This window comes from Leptospira soteropolitanensis (assembly GCF_026151655.1).
GTDB lineage: Bacteria > Spirochaetota > Leptospiria > Leptospirales > Leptospiraceae > Leptospira_A > Leptospira_A soteropolitanensis.
Map to the genome: position 1 here is coordinate 1 of NZ_JAMQPN010000002.1, position 24,663 is coordinate 24,663.

At 34.0% G+C, this 24,663-nt stretch carries 19 protein-coding genes; 10 read left to right on the forward strand and 9 right to left on the reverse strand.

Going from position 1 to position 24,663, the window contains the following annotated elements; translation table 11 throughout:
* The first annotated feature begins 518 nt into the window (after positions 1-518).
* Together ND811_RS04785 and ND811_RS04790 are read left to right on the forward strand one after the other, a co-directional pair.
* A complete protein-coding gene (locus tag ND811_RS04785; protein WP_265350981.1) occupies positions 519-977 on the forward strand; it encodes a hypothetical protein in 459 nt (152 codons plus the stop codon).
* A gap of 35 nt (positions 978-1,012) precedes the next feature.
* Complete coding sequence (locus ND811_RS04790) at positions 1,013-1,426, forward strand: hypothetical protein (protein WP_100728626.1); 414 nt, start codon at positions 1,013-1,015, stop codon at positions 1,424-1,426.
* Positions 1,427-2,017: 591 nt separating this feature from the next.
* On the opposite strand, the gene ND811_RS04795 is transcribed toward ND811_RS04790, so the two are convergent.
* Positions 2,018-3,892, reverse strand: a complete 1,875-nt coding sequence (locus ND811_RS04795) for a hypothetical protein (protein ID WP_265350982.1) — start codon at positions 3,890-3,892, stop codon at positions 2,018-2,020.
* Between the two features lie 963 nt (positions 3,893-4,855).
* Here ND811_RS04795 and ND811_RS04800 point away from each other — a divergent pair.
* The 5 genes from ND811_RS04800 (at position 4,856) to ND811_RS04820 (ending at position 7,971) form a co-directional block, all read left to right on the forward strand.
* Positions 4,856-5,719, forward strand: a complete 864-nt coding sequence (locus tag ND811_RS04800) for a tyrosine-type recombinase/integrase (RefSeq protein WP_265350983.1) — start codon at positions 4,856-4,858, stop codon at positions 5,717-5,719.
* The gene (locus ND811_RS04805; RefSeq protein ID WP_265350984.1) at positions 5,716-5,907 is read left to right on the forward strand and encodes a ribbon-helix-helix domain-containing protein; all 192 of its coding nucleotides are present in this window, start codon (positions 5,716-5,718) and stop codon (positions 5,905-5,907) included. The genes ND811_RS04800 and ND811_RS04805 overlap by 4 nt, the downstream gene beginning before the upstream one ends.
* A gap of 709 nt (positions 5,908-6,616) precedes the next feature.
* Positions 6,617-7,153: a metallophosphoesterase family protein gene (locus ND811_RS04810; RefSeq protein WP_407658865.1), complete on the forward strand. Its 537-nt coding sequence runs from the start codon at positions 6,617-6,619 to the stop codon at positions 7,151-7,153.
* Positions 7,154-7,169: 16 nt separating this feature from the next.
* Entirely contained in the window at positions 7,170-7,559 is a 390-nt protein-coding gene (locus tag ND811_RS04815; RefSeq protein WP_265350985.1) for a hypothetical protein, read from the forward strand.
* 184 nt (positions 7,560-7,743) lie between these two features.
* Positions 7,744-7,971: a hypothetical protein gene (locus ND811_RS04820; protein ID WP_265350986.1), complete on the forward strand. Its 228-nt coding sequence runs from the start codon at positions 7,744-7,746 to the stop codon at positions 7,969-7,971.
* Positions 7,972-8,048: 77 nt separating this feature from the next.
* Here the strand turns inward: ND811_RS04820 and ND811_RS04825 are convergent, their stop codons facing one another.
* Together ND811_RS04825 and ND811_RS04830 are read right to left on the reverse strand one after the other, a co-directional pair.
* Positions 8,049-8,624 carry a hypothetical protein gene (locus tag ND811_RS04825; protein ID WP_265350987.1) on the reverse strand — a complete coding sequence of 192 codons (576 nt, stop codon included), beginning with the start codon at positions 8,622-8,624 and terminating at the stop codon, positions 8,049-8,051.
* A 120-nt stretch (positions 8,625-8,744) separates the two neighbouring features.
* Positions 8,745-9,356, reverse strand: coding sequence for a phage antirepressor KilAC domain-containing protein (locus ND811_RS04830; RefSeq protein ID WP_265350988.1), 612 nt, complete (start codon positions 9,354-9,356; stop codon positions 8,745-8,747).
* 134 nt (positions 9,357-9,490) lie between these two features.
* Here ND811_RS04830 and ND811_RS04835 point away from each other — a divergent pair, with 134 nt between their 5' ends.
* The 3 genes from ND811_RS04835 to ND811_RS04845 all read left to right on the forward strand — a co-directional run bounded on the left by ND811_RS04835 (position 9,491) and on the right by ND811_RS04845 (position 16,674).
* A complete protein-coding gene (locus tag ND811_RS04835; protein ID WP_265350989.1) occupies positions 9,491-9,799 on the forward strand; it encodes a hypothetical protein in 309 nt (102 codons plus the stop codon).
* A gap of 804 nt (positions 9,800-10,603) precedes the next feature.
* Entirely contained in the window at positions 10,604-14,602 is a 3,999-nt protein-coding gene (locus ND811_RS04840; protein WP_265350990.1) for a choice-of-anchor D domain-containing protein, read from the forward strand.
* 1,139 nt (positions 14,603-15,741) lie between these two features.
* A complete protein-coding gene (locus ND811_RS04845) occupies positions 15,742-16,674 on the forward strand; it encodes a hypothetical protein (protein WP_265350991.1) in 933 nt (310 codons plus the stop codon).
* 48 nt (positions 16,675-16,722) lie between these two features.
* On the opposite strand, the gene ND811_RS04850 is transcribed toward ND811_RS04845, so the two are convergent.
* From ND811_RS04850 to ND811_RS04875, 6 genes are all read right to left on the reverse strand, one after another.
* On the reverse strand, positions 16,723-17,454 hold the full coding sequence (locus tag ND811_RS04850; protein WP_265350992.1) for a M48 family metallopeptidase: 732 nt from the start codon (positions 17,452-17,454) through the stop codon (positions 16,723-16,725).
* Positions 17,429-20,461 carry a type I restriction endonuclease subunit R gene (locus ND811_RS04855; RefSeq protein ID WP_265350993.1) on the reverse strand — a complete coding sequence of 1,011 codons (3,033 nt, stop codon included), beginning with the start codon at positions 20,459-20,461 and terminating at the stop codon, positions 17,429-17,431. The genes ND811_RS04850 and ND811_RS04855 overlap by 26 nt, the downstream gene beginning before the upstream one ends.
* A gap of 11 nt (positions 20,462-20,472) precedes the next feature.
* Positions 20,473-21,615, reverse strand: a complete 1,143-nt coding sequence (locus tag ND811_RS04860; RefSeq protein ID WP_265350994.1) for a Fic family protein — start codon at positions 21,613-21,615, stop codon at positions 20,473-20,475.
* A 178-nt stretch (positions 21,616-21,793) separates the two neighbouring features.
* Positions 21,794-22,660 carry a GIY-YIG nuclease family protein gene (locus ND811_RS04865; RefSeq protein ID WP_265350995.1) on the reverse strand — a complete coding sequence of 289 codons (867 nt, stop codon included), beginning with the start codon at positions 22,658-22,660 and terminating at the stop codon, positions 21,794-21,796.
* Between the two features lie 4 nt (positions 22,661-22,664).
* A complete protein-coding gene (locus tag ND811_RS04870) occupies positions 22,665-23,780 on the reverse strand; it encodes a hypothetical protein (RefSeq protein ID WP_265350996.1) in 1,116 nt (371 codons plus the stop codon).
* A gap of 191 nt (positions 23,781-23,971) precedes the next feature.
* Positions 23,972-24,619 (reverse strand): hypothetical protein, encoded by a 648-nt coding sequence (locus ND811_RS04875; RefSeq protein WP_265350997.1) that lies wholly within the window; start codon positions 24,617-24,619, stop codon positions 23,972-23,974.
* Between the last annotated feature and the right edge of the window lie 44 nt (positions 24,620-24,663).

The window sequence follows — 24,663 nt, forward strand, 5'->3', positions numbered from 1 at the left end:
ACTCTTTTCGAGTACATAAAGCGTCAGGAAGTTAATATTTAGTATAGCAAGCAATATATTTGGTTAGTTTGTGTGAATACTTCTAAGCACAAACGTGATCGGGTAAGGTTGTTGTTACCTTAGGGTGAACTTTTTAAATAAATTCTTACGAATTTTTTAAACACTATGCAATAAAAAGTTAATGAATATCAATTTATTTGCCTTAAAAAAATGGACTAGATACTTCGGTATAGAATCGATTACATTTAAAATTTCTTTTGTAAATAGGTATTTTTGAATATTATTTATTTAAATTTAATTGACTACCTAACAGGCGTGAGTAGATTTCGACTAACTTTCGACTCCATTATTGCTATGAACCTACTAGGTCAATAGTAATATTGAAAATCGGATGTAGAGGATTTTAGATGAGTATTACGAGGATCAATATCATTTCACGAATATTTTGCTTATTATTATGCCAGATTTGGTTAGTTTTAAATTGTTCGTCTTCTCCAAAGGAATCTACTCAAAATATAGTGGCAGAACCCGCACCACCCGCAAAACCTCCTTTGTTTCTGTTGAATGAAAAAGATACAGTTTTCATAGAGAAGTGCAGTTGTTCAGTGAGAAAACTACCAGTGGAGAGTGGAGCAGGTGCTCTGGGAAATGCATTCCTTTCAAATTTGACACCCGAGTCTGATAGAGAGTATGAGTTAAGCTGTAAAGGCAGAGTTACCAATAAGACTGGCTACAAGCTTCAGAATGTGACTTTTCAATGGGAATACTTATCTCAAACAAAGTTTCCAATTTCGAAAGGCCCCGCTCGTGAATATAAAAATAACTATATATTGCCGAAATCTAGTGCCAGTATAACGATCGTAATCGGCTCTGATACTGGAATAAGAAACTATTTTACTAAGGAAGTAAAGTATTATGAATGTAAGATATTGTCTGCTGTTGAAGTCGAGACTGGTGAAAAGCTAATATTTAAATAAAAAGTATTCAAAATTTATAAAGAATGGAGTAAAAGATGAAAGAATTAACACTTCTTCCTGGGGAAGAAAAGGTTTTTGAATTGGAAGCAGATTTTTGGAATAGGGGATCAAACCCGATACAGAGATTTTTTGGAAATGTGGCAAGAATTATTTCTAGAATTTTTGGGCACAAAATTCACGGAAAACTTATAATTACTAATATGAGAGCGATGGAAGTGCGTGAAACCATAGATTGGTATTGTTTTGTGACGAATACGAATGTAAAATTACTCACGAAAACAAGTATTAAAGAGATTGGATATGAGATGAATAAAACCTGTTTGGTTTTTTGTCCTATGTATTCACTTTATTATGAATCTAGCACGCAGTCTACTTCTATCAATATTCTTAATGGAACAGATGAAGTAATGTTGGATCTACTAACTAAATTTTATAACGTAATAAAATAGGTTTAGGATCGAGGCGAGTTGATTCCTAAAATTAACTCGCTATCAGGATATTTTGATGATCACAAAATTAGATAAAACCCGTTTATTAGTATACCCTATCGTAATTATGACTATTACTTTGATTTTGGTCACAGTTACTTTTTTGAAAATTGACCTAATATTCGTTAAGATTTCTGTTAGCATCATTTCCTTGTATCTACTTACAATTGCTTACGCTCTATTTGTTTCTTTCCCGTCGAAAGTGCGTTCAATAGTAATTCTTGTAAAAAAAAATGAACGGAAATTTGATATGAATACTTTCAAGGAGTATATGTCCGCTCCGTGTGGCAGGCAAGTAGTGAAAATTGCCTTAAATAAGTTATCTTTGTCTTCGAATTACCATAGCTTAAAGAAGTCGTTTCCGTTAGAGTTGATTAATTTTAGGTCATCAAGAACTAGGATTATTTTTTATAAGAATTTCGATTCTGTAGATTAGATGTTCTTGGTAGGTGAATAATTAAAAATGCTATTTACCTTATTGAATGAATATGCTTTTGGAGTTTTCACTAGATTTTTGATTTTTGGCAGATACTCTTTTATTTAATCTCTGATTCATAGCAACCTCTCGTATTCGTTTGGTGCCAATTCTCTAGTATATAATGCCTTATTAACTTCAGATAATTTTTCTTGATTTATAGATTCAATTAGATTTTCATTTTGCATTTTATATCTAATCTCTTGTTTTCGTAAAAATTCTTCTCTTCTGTTTCTATCTGACTCATATTCCCATACTTGTTTTTCAAGAAAATGATCAAAGAGGAACTGATGAGGAATTCTAGTAGTTCGATTCTTCTTTCTTTTAGTCAAATGGTTATAGAGTTTGATATTTAATATTAGATTATTATTTGCAGATAAATATACGATTCCTGCTATAGTTAAAATGTCTGCTTTATCGATAAAATCATTATATTTATCCTTTAATTCGGGATACTTTTTCATTAATAGCCTTTCCCATTCAAGACAATCCAACGGTCTCTTTGCCTTGCGTAGAAGAATTAAGGCTTCCTTGTTCTCTATAACTAATTTTAATAAGTTTTCTTCTAAATGGATATCCTCTAAACTTTTATCTACTTTTATTAGGTCTTTGAATTCATTTTTATGAAATTCGAATTCATGATCGTAAAAAGGCTTTGAATTATTTTCTGCCATTTCGTTTTCTAAAATCTTAGCTCGCTCAATATTTAAAATAAAATCGTTTCCATTTGCCGAAAAATAGGTAGTTGATTTCTCCTTAAGAGTGCGAAGAAATTTATATTCTACTAATTGTTTTAATTTTCTTCCGACTGAATCACTCTTGTTTTTTAAATTCGGGAATAGTTGATAGATTTCTTTTTTGCTTAATTTAGGTTTATCACTGTTATATATAATCCAGAATATTTCATTTCCTCTTTTTCCAATTGCTTTTAAATTCATCAATTCCGATTTAAAAAAAATAGTTTTAATGTCTTTTAGAAGATTCACGAATGAGCTATTGTCTAAAATTTCTATTGATTCAAGATATTCCCTTTTAATACCTCTTTTTAAGCTAAGAAAATATTTATCTTGGGTAATTTTATTTTGTTTTAATAAATCATCTAGTTTCGCTTTTAATTCCTCGTTTTCGACTTTATTTTTAATTTCAATTTTAATTAGGCCGACTTTGTCTTGTTTGTTGAGGTTTTCCTTAACTGTCTTGTGTGTCACATTTCCTCTGCATTTCAATGCAATGTTTTTATATGATTCAAATGTTAGAATTCTGCTTCCCTTGCTTTCTGCCATATGAATTAGTGTCTGGTATAATATTCTATTTGTCGCTCCTGCCCTTGGAAATAATTTTTCAAAATTTATCTTAAAAGAGTTTTCATATAAAATTGATAAATTTGAGAATATATTGGAGGCATATTTTTCATCGTGTAACGTAGAATATAAATCTTCAAAGGTTTCTTTTACTTTTCCTCTATAATCATGTAGACCAAAAATTTTTATAAGTTCATTTTCTGCTATAGATTTTGAGATTCCGATACGTTTAGTTCTTACAACATAAGCTTTGATCCATTTTTCGAAATGACACGAATCAATGTTCTCATCTGATAGTGAAAGTTTTAAATTTGCGATAAATCGAAAAGGTGTAAGGGAATATTTCGTGAACTTTCGGTCATATCTATTAATTAGAGATTCAGTAATTGAAATACTTTCATCAATATATAACTGAAAATTTTCGTTATATCGCTCGTTATCGATTAGTAAATTAACATGCTTTTTGAATTTATTTTCAAAATGAAATAGTGTGGCTTCATCTCTGTATTCGGATAGGAACTCATCTACGTATAAATTGTAGTGTTTAATTAAGCTTTGGCATTCAATGAGAAAATTGAATAATTCAGGGTTTAAGTGGATTTTGCTAATTTCGCATTCTTTTAATTGTTTAAGTTTTTCGATTTTTGTCATAGTTCACAACTGTAATCTGATTTACAAGATACATTCTTATTTTGACCACAGGTTAAACGAATTGCAAAAAAAGCAAGAAAATAAAACCTAACAGATGTATTGTCAAGTTTTTTTATTCTTCATTGAGATTTTAAAGAAATGTAAAGCTGGGCTATCATATAAATATTAATCTCGTTTTTGATCTTATAATTTTAAGATTTTCATATTTAATTTTTATAATTTTCATAATTTGCTTTATCAAAATTGGGTAGCTTAGGGTAAATTTGTAGACTAAGCAATTATCGAACACGAATTTGTAATTAAATTTCAAATTAAATCTACAAATTTTTCCGCTTCGAAAAATCTATTTAATACCTTAATACTTAATTTGTCAGTTCTTACGAACTTCCTTTACCTAAAAAAAAGTAAAGAGTATATTCATTAGTTTTCGATTCATGAATTTTGCTCTGCCGAAATAGCTTCGCATTTCGACTTCGCTATTCATTTTTTATAAACTACAAAACTCCCTTATATTATAGTTATTTTATTAAGAATAAGGGAATTTGGTAGTTTTTTTAAACATTAAAGGTGAGAGGCTCGAGCGGAAGCGAAGAGAATCGAACAGATTTAATTTAGCGAAAACTACCATGAAACCTTTTATTCTTAAAGTTTATTTTATTTTCATTTTTTAGGTTTTTGGAGCTTCTTTGGAAGCGACAGTCTGATTAAAAGTTCTACTATAATATGTTTCAAGGCGAAAAATTTCGTAGAATTATATGAACAAATGGATATATACCAGCACTTAAAGAATTCAGCGATAGTTCTTTTAGTGAATAAGTTATGAATTATTGACCTGAGTTTATTACAGTAAGATAAGTACAAGTAGACTAACATAACTAATCAAATGATAGTATTGAAATAGTATTTATTTAATAGAAATAATTAGCTTGACAAACCATTGGAATAGAGTATATTTGGACTAAAGTGGTCACCATTGAGAATATATCCAAACAGTTAAGAATTAGCTCTCAGGGCTTACCTGAGGCATATAGAGCCACTGTCAGGCAGTATTTGGATTTCGAGGCTAGGGAAGGTCTTAAGCTCTCTCCTGAGGCAATTAGAAGGTTTTTATCACAGCCTAAACTGAGAGGTGAGGGTAGCTATTCTCCCGCATCCATAGCACTTCGTAAGACAGCTATCTTCCAAGCAATCAAGCGGATGACTTTCGACTCTAGAGTTCGAGCCTCACTAACTGAAGAGGCTAAAACTATCAAAGTTGCCAAAATTGATAGGGCTATTCATTCAGAAAAGATTCTTTCTGAAGAAGAAATTAAGATTCTCATCAAAAGAACTCTAACAATAAATGCAAAAGGTTGGTCACAAGGCAATAAGAGAGAGCGATACTCCCTAACAATCGAAACATTGGCAGTAACTGGACTGCGTATTTCTGAGTTAATTCATATTAGGCTAAAAGATTGTAAGAAAGTAGGTGGATTCGTATATATTTCGGTTATGGGAAAGGGCAGGAAGCCTAGAAGGGTTTTCATCCCTGAAAAGCTTTTTAAAAAAATTAAACAGGAGTTTAGCTCCAAAGAGTTCCTATTTACTTCACTTCGAGGTAAAAAATATAACAGAGCCATGATCTTTCAAGATGTTAGAGACCTGGGAAGAAGAATACTTGGAAGAGACGTTAACCCTCACCAGTTCAGGCATAGTTTTTCTACTAGGGAAATCAAAAAGCGAGGGTCTGTGAAAGCTGTTCAGCTATACCTAGGACATGCTAGTTCTTCAATAACCGAACAAATGTATAACCACGATGAAATTAAACCTCAGGAATTATTCGGATGAAAAAACCAATACCCAAAAAGAAAGGTAGACCAGTTAACCCAAACTTAGTTCCTACTGTTTCAGTTTCCATCAGGCTGACTGAAGAATTGCTTGAGAAACTTGATAAAATCTCGTCAGACGAAGGTAGATCTCGAACAAAGCAGATCGAAATAATAGTAAAGCAGTTCGTAGAGAAATATAAAAGCTAGTCAAAACATTCTGTATTATGTGTGTTTAGTTTAAGACAAAATTAGAAGTTCACATCGGCTATATTTCTCACATTTCTAAAATTTAAATATTTCACTTCTTTTACCCCGAAATCCTAATTTCCATTTCAAATCCTTCATTAAATTAGTAGAGTCTGTAAAAAGATGTTGACTAAATTCTATTGGTGATATAGTAGCCGTTAGTTTGTGTTTTTCTGAAATATAAAATCTGAGTCGGGAGGTGCTTTATTAAAAAAATTATTACATCATATGGTTTCATCAGTTCACTAAAATGGAATGGTGAATGGTTTTCTGATGAACAGAAGACATTTTCCAGAATCATCTTACCAAATCTATTGGGCAAGAATGCTTCATTTGATCGTATAATTTTAAATACACTCAGCTTAGATAATTGTATCTTCATGAAAAATCATAAAGAAGGTGTTCATTGCTTCGACTCTGCATCATTGGTGATGAAATTAGATCCAAATTTCATGAAATTATATAAGCCAGAGTATCATCCGTTAGGATTCTTATGGGCTTTCAAAGATGGAAAATTTTCATTTATAAAATATTTTACTATGGCGGAGGTTAGTAAATTATCGAGGAATTAATTCAAACAAAAGTAAATTCGGAAAACGATGAAAGCAGGGGTGAAAAGTTCATAGTAATAGGAGATATTCATGCTTGCTTTCATGATCTTTCCATAATCATGCGAAAAATAAAGGACTTTCCTGAACATAAGTTAATCTTTCTCGGTGATTACATTCACGATAATGGAAAGCATTTAGTCGATGTGCTCGATACATTCATGGCTTTAGAAAAGCCTGCTATATTTCTTAAAGGAAATCATGAAGAGGAATTTTTAAACTTTTACTCAAAATTTGGAACTGATAAGATTAAAAGAGGAAAAATTTTAAACTATTTTGGTATCGGTCTAGATCATGTCGATTGGTTAAAGAATAATTTGGTATATTACTATTACAATGATACCGCATACTTCAGTCATGCGGGCATTGATGATAGTAAGAGTTTAGAAGAACAAACTGAATATGATTTAATTTACTCAGCTTTCAGGGAGAATCTGGATCACGTTGATGACAAGTTGATTTTTGTGCAGGGACATATCCCATTTCATTCAGTAAGATACATTGGAAATCATTGGTTTATTGACACTGGATGTGGGTTAGGTGGTCATCTAAGTGCCCTTGTGTATCCTGAGTTAAAGATCATATCTAGCAATAATTGAAGAAAGGAGGGTAAGTATGGAAATAAATATAAAAAACAATGCAGGTGAACTTAGAATAACAACTCAGAGGTTAGATTCTGATTACAAGGAAATTGAATATTCTATTGAATTGGATCCTGCTGTTAATTTTGAATTACTTTTTTCTAAATTAGAACCTAATTCCTATAATATATCGGACGCTCATTGGATAAATGGATACAAAGGTAAATTGGGTATTATTAGATGGGATGGAGGAATTACAATGTTTTCGGGACTTAGAGATCTTTCGATCAATACTAAAAATCTAAGAGGATCCGAAAAACAAGAATTTAGAAATGAACATTTCCACTTGTATCTCAAATCATTTATTAATAGATTCATATATTTGGATGAAATAATTAAGGAACTTAAATCACTAGAAGTTTGAGGAGGTATCACGAATGCACAAACTGAGATTTAAAACCAAAAACATCGACGTATTGATTACATACAAAAAATCAAATCAACGTAGAGTTCCTGGACAGTATGAACAACTTTATGATGCATTTATAAGGTTCAAAATAAACTATCCGTATTTAAGCGACTATCTACTACGCAAATTTTAGGAGAAATTGAATATTGAATTTGATGAGGATGGAAATCATCTTTATTTTGCTTCGTCTCCACACGTCATTCTACCATCTCGCCAAGGAGGTCAATTCCATTCGAAGTTTATGCATCCGACTTATGCAGACGAAATTACTGAAAACATGCGAAGATATACCAGTTTACTTTCTGATATGGATTATCTTGTAAGGCTTGCTTTTTTAGAAGTGGAAGCAAGTGAAATTACATTATGAACTTCCATTTATTCCTATCGTATGGCGATCAAAGCAAAATGGATAATTTGAATGGTAACCGTTATATACAGCTAATACTAGATAGCCTTAGTTTCTTTAATGAGGAATTCGTAAAACTCAAATCTAAGGTTATAGGGAACTATTGTTTGTAAATTCTTCTCCAGTAAACGTTCAAATGAATCGAATTTACTACACTTGAGATTTTTTATTTCCTTCTTCAGTGGCTTAATTGATCGTTGGTATTCTAGGGGAGTTAAAATCTTCTTCTTCATTTTCGATTTAAGATTCTTGAGATCATTTTTTAATTCCAAAATCTTTGAGTTAGTCACTTCATGTTCCTCTTGAATTATTGGGATTTCCGATTTTATTGACTCAATATTCTCGAAAAATTGCTTAAGAATTATATAAAGTTTTATCAACATCCCTTCTGCTTTAAATATTCCTTCAGCATTCAAAAAAGATGATTTCGGATCGGCAAAACAGGGCTTGTGAAGTCCAGTAAGAAATCCAGAATAAGGTGAAAGTATTTCGATTGCAAAGTCACGTTTTGTTCTAAGGATAAATTTCGCTGTTAGCTCTACACCTTGATATTCGACTGTAATGAGGTCATCCTCAGTTTTTGTATTGGAGTCAGGATTGTTTGAAGAATTCATAAGCCACCTCTTTAGCAATTGTTTTACGACGTTGCAAGTAAGGGGTTAATTCCCGTAAATTCCGTCGAATGATCAGAATATGAATAAATTTAACTTTGTCAAGTATTTTTATTCTCCCACTTAAGAACGGATCAAAATATAGTTTAAATATTTTTTTAGCCATATTAATCCCTTGGGAGTAACGTAAGTAGTTATCATCCATATATTTCTATTTGAATTAAGCGTCGGTATTAAACGAAAATATTCTTTTGTTATAAATTTTTGATACGGTTCGTTGTGCTTTTTTCCAGACATTAAAATTTTAGCATCTCTCAAAATTTGGAATAGGATGTTTCGCCCAATATTAAAATTTAGAATTTTTGCAACGGTATTCAATTGGATACATCCATCTGGTATGTTGAATCCTAAGGGAATTTGGATCGAGTTCTCAATATTAGTAAGGGCATTTTTAAGATCATTATTTTCATGTTCGAGCCAATGAATAACTTCTAAGGTCATCTTCTTCATTTCCAATTCTGTTCTTGCACCTTCAAGTGAACTTGAAGGTTTCATTTCTTTTTTAATTGCAAATACCATTTCCTCGGATAGAAATGTCGTTCTCCCATTTTCGATGTATCCAGGATATAATCTTCGTGTATGAATTCGAATTGCTTCAGGTGTGACTCCTAAGATAGATGCAACTTCTTGGATGCTCATTAATTTGTTCTCTGGCAGAGATTTTATTTTTTTCATTCCGTATTCCTCTTTTAATTAGTAACGCAGGGAAAAAATATTTTTCCCGAGTGAGGATGAAAATGAAGTCCAAAAAAAGATTAAAAAATTACTACTAAATATGTAATGACTAATTAGTCAGTAAGGGATAATAAATGAGCAATAATACTTTAGAATACAGATTTTTAGATGATTTTGATACTTATTCGGTAGGCTTAATTCCTGAAAGTAGAAAGATAACGAAGGATTACTTGAATTTACAAAATATCAAGTCCAATCCTAGGATAGAATTTAAAGATAATAGTGGTAACATCGAAATAATGTCCTTAGTTCAAATTAAAACTGATTACTTTGCAACAGGTTATATATCGGGTCTCAGTATCGGGGTAAAAGTTTCTCATTTAAAAAATGATAAAAATAAGGTTTCTTTGTATATAGTAATAAATACGAAAGAATGCAATTGACTACTTGGTTCAAAATAGACATCATTTACCCAAATTATATGGCATTTTAGATCGACAGATTAAACGTAGTCTTACCCTCTTTTTACAAGACAGTTTTCCAATAAAGACAAAAATTTTGGAATTAGACTATGACACATTTAAAAAAATCCGTCTTCTTGAATGCGATTAAGGTGGTCACCTATCACGAAAGAATGGGTAGTATAACCCAATTATACAGCTCATCAGCCTTTGAATTTATAGAGAGCCATAGTTTTGAAGCATGTCATACGCATTTATGCTCACTAAAGAGCAATGGAATTGCAGAATCTTTTGAAAAAACAATCAAAAGAGATTATCCTTTTACATGCCGAGTGCACGTTGTATAAATTGTAATGATAATTTTGTTTTTATTGATCGAAGACTAGAATACGTTTGACCCTAGTAAAGGTTTGAAATTGAAATCAGCAAAGCAATTTTTGTAAGCAAAGCTAAAAATGTCTTTCTGATTTCTTTTTGGTGCGGACATTCCAGTAAGGATAATTATCCTTTACTCAGATTCTCTATATTATCTGTCTCGTTTTCTTTGATGCCGTCTAACTTTTAAAAAAAAATATTGCCATTACGAAATATTAATTACAATGTAACTCGTATGACACGTATTTGGTTAATGAAGAATAGATTTTTTTTGTATTTATATGCAATAATTGTATTTTCTTAATCAATTCACAGCAATCTGGAGGACAAAGTCCGCTAGAAGCATTAATTTCGTTTGTTTCACTAGGAAGTACCGTTCAGACAAATAGCACGGGGGTAGTCGATACGCCTGTGCAGACACCGACATCTAATTCGACTTTATCTAATGAAATTGTTGTTTCTGCTGGAATTGTTCCGATACCCACTGGAAGTTCTTTTATTTTTGGTACGCTTAGTTCAGGTGAGACTGCCTCACGAGATTTTTCGATCCGAAACACGTCTAGCAAGGACTGGGTTCTCGCTGATAGTTCAGCAATCCAGATTCTTGGGAATGATTTTTCCCAATTTACATTAGAATGGAATGGAACGAAGGTTATTCCCGCAGGTCAGGAAATTAGGTTTCGAGTAATCTTTACTCCGACCTCGGCAGGAACAAAAAATAGCTCTGTTAAGATTTCATTTTCAAAAACAACGGATGTCATCTCATTTCAATTGCAGGGGATTTCTTCGACTGATCCTGTTCCTGACATTTTTATTACAAATAATTCTAATTGGATCAAGAGCGGTGCAAGTTTCAATTTTGGTTCTATTCAAGAGAATACTACTGGAATAACTTCGCAATTTAAAGTCCAGAATTTAGGTACCGCTACATTATCAATAACTGGGTTACCTCGAATAAGTGTAATTGGTGCGAATGCAAATGAGTTTATTTTAATTCAAGATGTAAGTTCATCGATTTCGGCAAAATTTGAATCAAATTTTACGATCAAATTTGCACCAACTTCCTCAGGTAGTAAGTTTGCAAGTCTTGTTATTAATTCAAATGATCCTGATAATCCTTCCTATGTGGTTTCATTATCTGGAACTGGAACTCCCACTCCCAGACCAAAGCTTTCTGTTCTTGAAGGTACTGTATCTAAGTTGAATCAATCAGATTTAATATTTGGAAAGGTCGTATTGAATCAGAGCAACCAGAAAAGATTAACTTTAAAAAATACTGGCGATGCAAATTTGATTTTTTCATCGAACGCAGTTCTTAGCGGAACTAATGGGAATCATTATAATTTAGGTAATAATATCACTGGAGTCACGTTAACTCCAGGTCAAAGTTTAGAATTATCCTTAAATTTCTCACCTTCGTCTCTTGGTGCCAAAATTGCACAGTTGGCTCTTAACAGTAATGATACATCGTTAATTCTAAATTTACTTGGAGAAGGTGTTAATGCTCCCCAACCTTCGATAACGATATTAGATTCATCACTTGTTCTATCTTCAAACGATAGTTTATCTTTGGGATTGAATAGAGTGGGTAGTCCAGCAGTTGAAAAACAGATTACAATACGTAATGATGGATCTGGTGATTTAAATTTTAATTCAACTCCAGTTACAATTTCTGGACTAGGAGCATCTCATTTTAGATTTATTTCAATGGGGATAACTAAACTATCTCCTAGTCAGAGTGTAACGCTTACAATACAGTATATACCGACAACAACCGAGACGCATAATGCAGTTTTGGTAGTCTCGACTAATGATCCAACACGTCCAAGTTTCACTTTGAATCTTACTGGGGTGGGTTATCCTGCACTCTGCAGTGGTTGCCCAGATACCGAGGCTCCCCTCATATCAAAGTTTCAGTTTCTCACGAATTCAGCTTCGCCTGGTTCGACGATTGTTCTGCGAGTTTTTATATCAGATTCTCAAAGTAGTTTGAGATACATTGTCGTAAATATAATGAGTCCAACTTATAGAAATACTGGGAAAGGTCAGATTCTAGCCAAATTTCTAGAAAATCAAGACATAAGTTCTGGTTATGTAGATATTCCATTCAGCTTAACCGATGGATTTGAAAATGGAGAATGGCGAGTTTCTTTCCTTTCAGCTACCGACTCCAAATTAAATTCTAATCAGTATAGCTATCGATCGGATGTATCATCTAGTTATCTTGCACAATATATCTTTTCGAATAATTCGTATATACCTTCTATCTTATCAACGACTCAAAGCGTTTTAAATTTTTCGGGAGGTACTTATGTAGATACAACTCCTCCTTCATTAATTTCATTTACTCCACTAGTTACATCTAAAAATGGTTCAGGGTCGATTCCCTTTCGAGCACAATTATCTGAGAATAATTCATCGATATACTTTTTTTATGTTTCAATGCAAAGTCCAATCAAAGCTGGGAGTACATATTTAAGAAGTTATGCTAACGCCAAAATGGAGTATAACTCAGCCACAGGTTACTTCGAAGGAAGTTCCCAGATAGAGGATTACTTTGATAACGGAAACTGGGAAGTGACTTCAATTTCAATAAATGATCAATTTGGTAACAATATTCAGTATAGTTTGTTACCTTCTTACAGTGAGTCTTACTTTACGATTGTAACTTCTCCTAGCATTACTGTTTCAAACATTCCAATTCCCCCCAAAATCGCTATTTCAGGTCTCAATTCGGATCTACAGGTGCCAGTCATCCAAAGTATTGAATTAGTGACACCTACTGCTAGTCCAGGTAGCAATGCGATTTATAAAGTGTATGCGACTGATTCTGGCGGAGCCAGTCTTGGCGATACTTATGCAACCGCTGAATTTGTTTCGCCTTCTCGTTGGACAAGTAGCTCCAATGGTAATTCGATTTCTCAGTCAAAACCATACAATTCGTTAGGTGGTTACTATCAATTTGAATTTCCAGTCACAAATGGGCTTGAAACTGGCAATTGGAGGTTGAAAAAAATTAATTTTTCTGATAAGAATTCTAATCAAGCTATTTATGAGAAAGACTCAAACAATGAATGCAACAATAAGTATTTTCTTTCTAGCAATGGAGGTTATACCGTATCTGGAATCAATTATTCTCCCTCAGTGACAGTATCATCTTCTGGATATAATGTTCCATCACCTGATTCAACTCCTCCCGTATTGACATCAGTTCAGATTTTAACGAGCAATGCAACTCCTGGAAGTAGTATAGACTTTCGAATTTATGCATCAGACGCTGGCTCTGGTTTGCGATCTGCATATGCATATTTCATGAGTCCAAATTTTTTCACAACGGGAAATGGTTATACTACTGAATATATTGAGACAAAATCATATAACGCAATTGGAGGATACTTTGAAGGTACGATCAAATTAAAGAATTACCAACAAAATGGAAATTGGCAAATCGGAAACGTATTCTTATACGACAACAATAGTAACTCATCAATTTATCAATTTAACAGGAGCTTAAGCACTAGCAAGTATACATTAGGTTCATCTGTTACTGTAGTCAACCTTTCAAATTCGGTCTTGGTCAGTGGGATGACTATAGACTCATCCCCTCCTGTATTATCTTCTGTGATTAACTCAACTGGGACAAGAAGTGGGTCAGGGATTGCTACATATTATGTTCAGGCAACAGATGATGTGTCGGGTGTCGCAAGTATTTCACTAAGCATTAGAAATATAGATGCACAACCTACGGAAACTAAGTCGTCATCCTGTGCTTTTGAAACAAATCGCTGGAGGTGTGATGTGAAATTTGATGCCTATGAATCAACCTCTCAATGGCAAGTAAGTGCTATTGGTATATCTGATATTTCTGGAAAGTCCTCAACTTATCAAAGAGATACTTCTAAATCAAATACAAATTTTGTTCTACAGGGAGTTATTACTGGAATAGGTCTACCTGCGATTCTAAACTTAACTGGAATGAATCCTGATACAACTCCTCCTACAATTCAAAGCATTAGTTATAATCCAACAAGTATCAATTCCTGTGGCTTCGTTACAATAAAATTAAAAGCTTCAGATTTGAATGCTGGGATATCTACCTCTTTATCCGCATATTTACATTCGAACACAAAGTTTTCAACAGGTAGCGGGACAAGTTTATCGACTTATTTTTCTTATCATCAATCTACGAATGAATTTATTTCCTACGTTTTCTTATCTTCAGCAAATGATATGGGAATTTGGAGATTGAATGAGATTCGACTTAATGATAAAACTGAAAATTCAATTGCATATAAATATCAACCAACTTTAAGTACTGTCAATTATGCAACGGCAAAGAATTCATATGACCCAATTGCAAATTGGAGTGTTAGCGGTCTGCCTATTGGAAATGGGGTAAATAAGCAGTAACTGTCTAAATATATAAAGGATGTGAATGAAATGAAGAAGAAATATTTATAATTGTTTGTTAATATTCTATTTTCAGGAACTAACGAAGATTTTGGAGTTTTTATTTCTTATATTCTAAATAATCATTCCATTCTTTGATAAGATGATCCCTGGATTTTTTAGCTTCTTGATCAGTAGAAAAAGCAAAGAATTCTCTTGGATATTTGATAGTATAGTCACCGTCTTCACCTTTTAAAAATTCTTTCCATTCGACTGGGAATCTAAATTTCTTTGCTTTCTTATCTTCCGATACGGGTCTGACTTAATGAATGTTTTTTAAGGAAACAGATATTCCATTGATTTCAGTTAAATTATACAAATCTGCTTACTGATCTGGATAAACTTGTTAGCCATGCTTTCTTAGAGGTTGAGGCAAGCGAAATATCATTTTGACCTTTAATTTCCACATATCCTTAGCTACACTACGCTATTTATTCTCATGATCTAAAGCATTCTATTTTCAATTGGAATACGCCTCTAATTTCTGTTGTTTAGTTAAATTTTTCCGACGATATTTTTTTAATAAATTTTGGGTTTTCTTATATATATCCAATTTAAATTGTCCCACCCATATGCATCTGAACTTACAAAAAAAAATCGAAAAAACCTAAAAAAAAATCTCAATTAACGGGACAGAGATTTAAAACATCCCGAATTCCATTTGTATGAAATATGGAATAGAATACGCTGATGGTTTTCTCTATATTGCAACTTCATTGGGATACTTTAAAATAGAAGCTTATCCATCTTTGCGAGTTTGGAAAAAAGAAACTCATGTTGACCAGGATTGGTTCGAAGTTGATGGAATCGAGCTATCTTCTCGTCATTATCTTATTGGGATATTTGCAATAATTTTCGAAGGTTTTTATTCAACAGAAGATGATTTAGTCAAAATTTTTAATGATTATTCCGAAATAGTATCACTTCCGCAGGAAATTTACTTACTTCCCATTATCAAAAATGACCTGTCTCCAAGTTTGACGCAGATTCCATTCATTAAAATGAGCAAATGGTTTCCCAGGAAATTTATGACTATATACAAGGAATGCCGAAAATTTTTTAAAACAATTCCACCTCACTATTTAGAAGCGGTAGAAGGCGTGAATTTTTTTAAAAAGAATAAACATTTTAACTTATTGAAGGAATTTTCGAGAAATGAAAAATTTTATGAATTGTTTAAAGCTAATCATGGACTTGCTTTTTATTATTTTTCCACGGGGAACCATTTTAACTTAAAAAAGGAAATATTGTACAAAGACTTATTGAATAAAAACCAAAAAGAGATTGGTCATGCTTTGGGATTTAAATCTTTCGAAGTTTCATTGCTAAAGAAGATATCAAAAGATATGCTATCTGAGTATCTAATTAGGATGTTAATCGACTTAGTAAGAAAAGGGCAATACGGAAAAATATTCTCTCATTTAAAGCAAATCACTTTGATTACAGTTTATTTTTTATCGGATCTTTATAGAAAAAATTCAAAGGCGATTCCGAGTATTTCTTTTCTTGATGACCAACACTCCATATATGGAAACGACTTTAGACTTTGTTTTATTTTTGATGACAGGTTAAATTTTTTAGAGTTTGAAAGGAGGTATCTTCATGGTTTTGAAATGTTTATCAAAGTTCATGAAAGATTTCCATTTGTTAGATTTAAAAGAATGAACCACTTTTTTAAATTTCAGGATAAATTAGAAGATGAAATTTGGAAGAACTCACCGAAAAAGATTTTTCAAGAACCCAGCATTCCTTGGCAAGGGAATCTCTTTATCCAACCAATTTTAAACGATGCTATCCTGTATGAGGAAGGATGTGTTCAGAAACATTGCTGTTTTGACTTTGCAAAAGATATTGAGAAAGGTAATTATTTCTTTTTTAAGGTCTTGTATCCTATGCGAGCAACACTAGCTATCATGAAAGAGGGTAAGTATTGGATTTTCTCTGAAATAAAAGCGAAAAGAAATAGAAGGGTTTCTGAGAAAACTTGGCAGTTCGTCAAAAGTTGGTTAGATGACAATAACATCTACTATTGAATTCGAAGTTCAAAATAAAAGTAGGTTAAATCGAATTTCAGAATTCTCTCAATACTCCCAATCTACATGTGCGGTTGGGAGTTGGTTCAGCTTCTTTCTTAGCTCTTTCCAATTCGGCAAGTGATGAGATAAGATCGACTTAAATTTGACATTATGCGTTTTTTCAAAGGCATGGGTTAGCTCATGATAGATGATATACTCGATACAATCGATGGGTTTTTTTGCGAGTTCTGTATTGAGCCAAACCTTCTTTTTGCCAGGAATGTAGGATCCCCATCTCGTTTTCATCTTTCGGATTCCAAATGTTATGTTTGATAAACCCATTTTCTTTTGGGCACTAGCCATTATTTTTTCGGTTTTCAATTGAAGTTCTGATTTGTAGTAGTCATCAAATAGCTTTTTTACTTTTGGTTTTGAGGTTCTTTTGGGAATGGATAGAATGATTGAAGAGGATTTTACTTGGATCGAAGGTTTCGACTTTGTTTCGACCACTTTGAGTAAGTATCGTTTACCAAATAAATAATGAGACTCTTTGTCTAAGAATTCTCGCTTTGGCTCTCGTTCTTGTTTCTGGAGTTTTTCTCTTTGTTTTTTGATCCAACTCAGCTTCGAAATTGTGTATACTCGGACGATATCCTTACGCATGCGGAGCGGGGCAGAGATCACTACCTCTCCGTTAGGTGGATAAACAGACAGATGGATATTCTTGATATCCTTGTAGGTTACAGATATCTCAATATTCTGGAGTGTAAACTTATCTGTATTCTGGCTGTTCGGCAATGATTTTAAAAATTCTCTCTACTTCTTCAACATTCTTGTCCATTAAATCATAAATCGTCTTTTTTAAAACATTTTCTTTTGTTGGGTTGCCATGCCAATCATCAGGTCGATTAAAATTAATTGCCTCATGTAGTTTTAGGGCAAGCTCTAAGTTTTTATTCAAATTGTTGTAGAGAGCAACTTGTCCAGGTGTTTTGAGTTGAGAAGGGGCATCGGATTGGTTTCCCTTACTGACTTTCTTTGCGAGTTCCATAACTCTCTTAAGGTAATTTTCATACGAAGTGGCTCCCTTTTTTCGCTCTAAAATGATCTCCTGAAGAAGTTCGCTCATTTTATTGTAGAAGGCAGGGTCGAGTAGGTGGTCACGGATGATTTTTTGGCGGATATTGTTTTCAATCGTTTCGGCAGAGGCTTCTCGATTTCTTGGGGTATTTGCACTCTTTTCTTTTAGGTTGCTCAAATTTTCTACGAGTTCCAAAAGGGGAAGATTTTCAAACATGGAAATGATCTTAGATTCATCTGCTTGGATATAATGATCTATCAAATGTCGCATGTCTGCTTCGTAAGATTTTAAATCAATAACGTCACCTGAAGCTTTTTTGATGGTTTGGCGTAAGTTCACATAAAATTCGAATTTGGTTTTGTAGTAGGTTTCCTCTTTTTTTGTGAAATTAGCTTCCTCGAATTCATTTGCGATGTTAGAAAAGGAACGAACAAAACTTGCAACTAGCTTGTATAAGTTGATTCTAAGAAATTCCGTGTCTTCAATATCTTCTGGTTTTTCTGTATTTCCGCAGAAGTATCTTTGGTAGTCGAGTTGATCTTTTGGCGGTGCGACAGCTTCGCATAAGGTTTCTAAGGCTTCAAGGTCTTCGATTAATTTTTCTCTAGCAATTTGGAGTCTGTCCTTAACAACTATGGAGCTGTCAGTGCTTTGAGTATCATCATTTCCATCATGATTAAGTTCGGAAGTATAGACCTCTATGGCATTCTCCACCTTTTTAAATAGGTCTTTATAATCTACGATGTAACCAAAGGGTTTAGTTTCCCCATTCAATCGATTCACTCGGCAAATAGCTTGGAAGAGTCCATGATCTTGCATATTTTTATCAATATAAAGAATGGAGCAAGCAGGAGCATCAAATCCTGTTAAGAGTTTGTCAACGACTATGCTGAGTTTCATTAAAGCAGGAGTTTCGATGAAGGTTTTTTTTACCTCTTCTTCAAATTGATCTGCATCTTTATCTCCAAGCATCGCTGTATATGTATTGTAAATAAATTCCTTCTCAGTGTCTGTTCCTTCTCCGATATCTTCTGTTCGAATATCACTTTTGTTTGGTGAATAGGAAGTAATGACCGCACATTTACCTCTTAAGTTAGTATCTTGGAAGAGTTTGTAATATTTGCATGCCTCGTAAATACTACCTGCAACTAACATTGCATTGCCGTATTGGCTACTCAGAGCAGGGCGATTGGAAAAATCGAGTAAAATGTCTGATACGATCTTTTCCATTCGGGATTTGGAACTGAGAACCTTTTGCATGGTTCCCCATTTTTTCTTGAGTTCCTTTCTTTGGTAATCGTTCAGACCTTTTGTCTTCGCATTGAACCATTCATCCACTTTCTCAGGACTGCTGAGTCTTTGGTCGATGTCCCTTGCTTCGTACATCAAATCCAAAACTACTTCATCTCTCACTGCTTCGTTGAATCGGTATTGGTGGATGTATTTTCCAAAGACTTCCTCGGATGTTTGTTTATCCTTTCGAAGGAGTGGGGTTCCTGTGAATCCAATGAAAGTTGCTCCTTTTAGGATCGCTTTCATCAATCTATGGAGTTTTCCTGATTGGGTTCTATGTGCCTCATCAATGAAGAGAAAGATTTCTCCTTGGGTTTGTGGAGGATTCTTTTTTATGCTTTCTAAGTAGGCATCAAAGTCATCTACATTGTTTTTACCAAATTTATGGATGAGGGAACAAAGCAAGCGAGGAGTCGCCATCGAAAGTTGCCCAATCAAATCCTTACCACTTGTGGTACGGTAAATCTTGTCACCCGATTGTTTAAATACTTTTTCGATTTGGGTATCTAATTCATCTCGATCGGTAATGACAGCAACCCTTGCATTGGGATTGTTTTCTAGGATCCAACGAGCTAGGATCACCATGACAAGGGATTTTCCACTACCTTGGGTATGCCAAATGATACCACTTTCCTTTCTTCGAACAAAATCCTGAGCAGACTTGATTCCAAAGTACTGGTGGTATCGTGGTAGTTTTTTAATTCCACCGTCAAACAAAACAAAGTCGTAAATAATTTCGAGAAATCGATGTTTGTTGCAAAGTTTTAATAAGTATTTATCTAAAAGATTTCGGGAGTTATCTTCAATGTCTTCTTTCCAATTGAGAAAGAACTTTTCTCCAGTTCCGACTGTCCCGTAACGGAGACCTTCCGTATCATTTCCTGCAAATACGAATTGGATGGTCGTAAAAAAGTCCTCTATGGCTTCCTTACTTTGGTTCCGAATGTTTTGTCGGATCCCCTCAGAAACAGATGTAGTAGCCTTCTTCAATTCTAATACGGCTAGGGCAATACCATTCACATACAAAACCAAGTCAGGGCGTTTTTCTGATTTGCCAAGAACGGTTACTTCTTCTGCGATTCCAAAGTGGTTGTTTTCAGGATGTTCCCAATCGATGAGTGAGATTGTCTCGGCATTCTCACTAGCGGATTCTTTAACAGGGATACCGTAACGAAGTAGGGAATAGACCTCCCTGTTCCTTTCATAAAGTGATTTGCCAAATTGGTTGTTGGTTTGGTGGAGTAGGTCGAGAGTTCGGGAAACTTTGGTTTCGGAAATACCTCGCCTGGAAAGGAAGCGGGCAAGGAGATTCGGGACAATATTTTTGTTAGATTGATCCTGCCAATCTCCTAAATAATCATAACCCAATTCGTTTTGAAAGAGTTCTATGACTCGTTTCTGCGTAGCCCTTTCGATATCGCCTATTTTCATACGCTGTTATTCTATGATCGGAATAATTTCAAATAGTCGTCAAACGCAAAAATACGGTTTCGCTTAAAACCAGTTGTTTCTTTTAGAATATTCAAGGATAGAAAATCATCTAAGAGCCGTTTCGCTGTCGATGGATTGATTTGTAGCTCTCTTGCTACATCGCTAGAATCTAAAATAGGATTAGAATATAAAAGCTGAACCAGTTCTTTCGCAAGAGATTGTTTTTTCCCAAGTGTCGCTATTTTTAAATCTGTTTCCTCTCTGAGTTGGATGATGGACTTGAAGGTCTGAATCGAATTGACTGAGGTGACTCGAACTCCTTCCAAAAAAAACTTAAGCCATTGCTTTAGGTCATTTTGAGTTCTGACTCTTGTTAGATTGTCATAATAGCTATCCCGATTCTCTTCAAAAAAATCAGATAGATAAAGGGTCGGCTTATACAATAGGTTATGGCTTACCAAATAGAGTGTGATGAGAAGCCTTCCTATCCTTCCATTTCCATCCAAAAATGGGTGAATGGTTTCAAATTGGTAGTGTGCGATTCCAATTTTGATCAAATGAGGGACGGGAGTAATTTCGTTGTTTAAAAATTTCTCCAGATCGGACATGGCATTTTCCAAACCCTCATGATGAGGTGGTATGAAACTAGCATCTGCTAAACTGCTCCCACCAATCCAATTTTGACTGACTCGAAATTGTCCTGGTAGTTTTTGTTTTCCTCTCACTCCTTGCATGAGAGTTTTATGCGTTTGTTTTAAGAGTCGATTGCTGAGTGGTAAGGTTTTCAAATCAATTATCGCTTGGTTCATTGCCTGCACATAGTTTTGCACTTCCATCCAATCATCTCTTTTTTCTGGCGAAATGAATTCCTCTTTTTGGACTGCTTCGTCAAAATTGGTTTGAGTGCCTTCGATTCGGCTACTTTTGGTTCCTTCCTTTAACACATGCATTTTGATAAAGAAGTCCACATCAGGAATTAACTGAGAAAAGGCGTTGAGTTCGCCAAGCCTAAGTGTTGATTCGCTGAGTAGCATAACGATGTCTGGATCGTCTAAAACCCATTGGCAATCCACTGGTTCTGGTTCGAAACTTTTGTATTGAAAACGCTGGACGTAGGTTCCTGAGACAAATTGAGAGATGGGAATTGTTTTCACTTTGGAGTTTCCTGCAAATAAGAAATTCTATAATTGCAGGAAATGGTTTAAGTGCAATTAAAAATTATTATAAGATTAGATTGGAAAATATGGGGTATTCACTCCAGTTTGGGGTTTTGGTAGAGTAAGAAATCATTGGATTGGCGTTCTTTCTGACTTTATGAACCAATACTCCTTACTATTCCATGGCTTCGTTTTCTGCGAGGGATTTTCCTTTATCATCCTTCCATTCAGTCATCCCATTGGCATTTCTTCCCATCACAATCACAGCACCTGCCGAAGGAGAAGAAAAAAGAAAATCGTGAGTGAAGATATAGTGATCGCCTTCTACTCTTAAGGTTCCATCGGCAATCAGCTTTTCACGAAGTCTCATGTATCCTTTTGCCCATTTCTCCATAGATGGAACTAATTCCATCATTGCTTGGCTTCCTTTTTTAACTACGAAACCTTCTGTTGTGAGAAAGCCTGTTGCTTTAATGCCTTTCGTTAAAATTGTATAGTCCTTCGATTGAGAAGATATTTTCTCGGACTCCCTTTTATCAATTCGTTCGAATAATTTGAATCCTAATGTGTGAACTGTAAGTTTGATATTTTCAAGGAACTCTTCCATCTCCGCTTGGTCTGCTTCGGAAATGGAAGTTTTTGCGGGCACTGTTGAATTTTCCAATTCATAGCGATTTGCCTCTTTTGCTAATTCAAAAAGCCTTTTTTCCAGATACTTTACATGGGCTTTGTTTAGGTTCTTACTAAAAACACAAACTGCTTCAATCCAGAATTCTTTAGAACCTAAGTGTTGTTTGAGCCTGTCTAGGATACTTTCTGCTTCGCCAATATAAACTAAGTCTTTCTCTTCATCCTCTGGATTCTTACCAAATAGAAAATATACACCCGTGGAATATAAATCTTCCCTACTGATGGATTCCTTAATCAGAGTTCGTGGAATTTTATAGGTGATTCCATTCCAATTGGAAAGTTCCGCAGAGATCCTTCCGCTGGCGTCTCCATCAATGAGGAAGAGGGTGATCTTTTTGGGAAAGGGTTTCATGGGTTTACTGTCTCGTTAGTATTTCAAATTCGTCAAAGATAGTTTTGTAAGCTTTTTCGTTGGGGAAAGCTTGTAACGTTTGAATTGGATGGTAAAGATTAAATCGATCCTTCAATACATTGCTTTTTATTGCATTGTCTATTGACTCTACGTATCGTAACCAATTTATCCTTAATTTATGTTTGTGAAAGCTACCCCAAGAGTCTAAAGTCTCATCAGAAAAAGAATAGTGCTTGTTCTCTGTTTCCTGTATATTTTTATTTTCGAATGAGTCATGAGGAATTTCACAAATTCCGACCACACCTTTTCCGCTCAGATAACAAACCAATTTATCTCCTGGATAGAATGAATTTAAGATCTTATAACCACGATCTCCTTTGACCCCATCAAACCCACATGAGATAAAATTTTCCCTTATCATTCTTTCCCATTTTAATTGTTCTTTTATGCCTATGTTGAAGTAAAAAATGTTGCGACGTTTTTTAGATTTCTGAGTAAAATCAAGGTAGTTTGATCTAGCAATTGTCTTTTCGAATTTGATAGTGAAGTCAATAAATTGTCTGTTATTGATTTCATAAGTATAATATGATAGGCATTTGAAAGAAACATTTTTGGAAAAAAGCCAATCTCCTATTGAATATACTACCTTATCGAAATCATTGGCAACGAGGAAGATTGCTTGATTTCTGTTTAAATTTTCAGAAATTTCAGACCATCCTAGAAACGAGCAAATATGTTCCTCAAATAAATCAGAAAATTCGTAATCATTTTTATAACGCTCCACGAAATCTTTCCCAACATAAGATGAAACATCAGCCAAATATTGCAGAGCTTGTGTTTCGATTCCCAACCTAGCATATTCTTTTTTTATCTCTATAATTACTGCGTCACCGTTTTCATCTAAGCAAAGAATGTCCGATCGCTTTTTGTCTTTTGTATAAACTTCCTTTCCTATAATTAATAGTTTTGTTCCAAAAATATCCTCACGTAAATATTTGGGACTTTGAAGTGTCCCATCTGTCTCGCCTGATTCCATTAACAATGATTGCAACTGTTTCTCCAGTTTTAATGGTTTGCTTTCTTCGAGGAGAATCTTTTCTTCTTTTATCTGATATAACATTTATTCCCTTGATCATATGATTCTTTTATTGCAGTTTATTATGTTCGAATTAACAACTTTGGTCAATTTATTCATCTTTAACTCTTTCTTTTTCTTTGCAAAAAAGGTGTCCGTTTTTATTTAATCAGCCCATATTTAAAATAAATGCATCGCACTGCCAATATTTGAAATTTTTTACAAATTCGCCTCGTTTAATCCAATGATTTAAATTCCTCAGAAAGGCAAACTTCCTTTAACAAAGCATAAGCCATGGCTCTTGGAACTCTGTAAGAAGGGTGATAGAAACTAACAAATTTCATATTTTTTTCTTTCCCAATCAGAATATCATATCCAGAGGATTTTAACTTAAGGTTCGGATATAAAAGATTCAAATACTCATCTTTTGCAATTCCAGTGATGATCACATCAGGTTCTATGATTGCGATTTGTTCTAGGATAAATTCTTTGTCACGATTTAGATAATGTTCAAGTTCTGCATCGTTTGCTGTTGAGCCTCCAGCAATTTTTTTTACATTCATGAAGGCAATTTTACGAATCGAATCAATCAAGTTTTCTTCAGATATAGATTGCACAGGTGGAAAGTTATTCAGTATTCCGTAGCTCCATTCAGCGATTCTCCTCGAAAAGCCAAATTTTATGCCATATTTCCACCAATCTCGGTAATCCTCTTCGGATTGCTCTGGATTGTTTGATTCTTTGGTGAGTACTAAAATTTTCACCTTAGCTTTTAAATACTCTTCTTCATTTATTATTCCATCGGAAACAAAGCTATTCTTAAATTCAGGATGCGAGTTTTTCCATTTTTCGAATAAAGCGTTCAGTTTTTCTGTCTTTATCATTGTTTTTCCTTTGATAGGTGTTTTTCTTTATTATATATTTCACA

Coding starts and splice junctions, on each gene's coding strand:
- ND811_RS04790 (WP_100728626.1), top strand. CDS start 1,013: ATGAAAGAATTAACACTTCTTCCTGGGGAAGAAAAGGTTTTTGAATTG.
- ND811_RS04795 (WP_265350982.1), bottom strand. CDS start 3,892: ATGACAAAAATCGAAAAACTTAAACAATTAAAAGAATGCGAAATTAGC.
- ND811_RS04805 (WP_265350984.1), top strand. CDS start 5,716: ATGAAAAAACCAATACCCAAAAAGAAAGGTAGACCAGTTAACCCAAAC.
- ND811_RS04810 (WP_407658865.1), top strand. CDS start 6,617: ATGCGAAAAATAAAGGACTTTCCTGAACATAAGTTAATCTTTCTCGGT.
- ND811_RS04815 (WP_265350985.1), top strand. CDS start 7,170: ATGGAAATAAATATAAAAAACAATGCAGGTGAACTTAGAATAACAACT.
- ND811_RS04825 (WP_265350987.1), bottom strand. CDS start 8,624: ATGAATTCTTCAAACAATCCTGACTCCAATACAAAAACTGAGGATGAC.
- ND811_RS04830 (WP_265350988.1), bottom strand. CDS start 9,356: ATGAAAAAAATAAAATCTCTGCCAGAGAACAAATTAATGAGCATCCAA.
- ND811_RS04835 (WP_265350989.1), top strand. CDS start 9,491: ATGAGCAATAATACTTTAGAATACAGATTTTTAGATGATTTTGATACT.
- ND811_RS04855 (WP_265350993.1), bottom strand. CDS start 20,461: ATGAAAATAGGCGATATCGAAAGGGCTACGCAGAAACGAGTCATAGAA.
- ND811_RS04865 (WP_265350995.1), bottom strand. CDS start 22,660: ATGAAACCCTTTCCCAAAAAGATCACCCTCTTCCTCATTGATGGAGAC.
- ND811_RS04870 (WP_265350996.1), bottom strand. CDS start 23,780: ATGTTATATCAGATAAAAGAAGAAAAGATTCTCCTCGAAGAAAGCAAA.
- ND811_RS04875 (WP_265350997.1), bottom strand. CDS start 24,619: ATGATAAAGACAGAAAAACTGAACGCTTTATTCGAAAAATGGAAAAAC.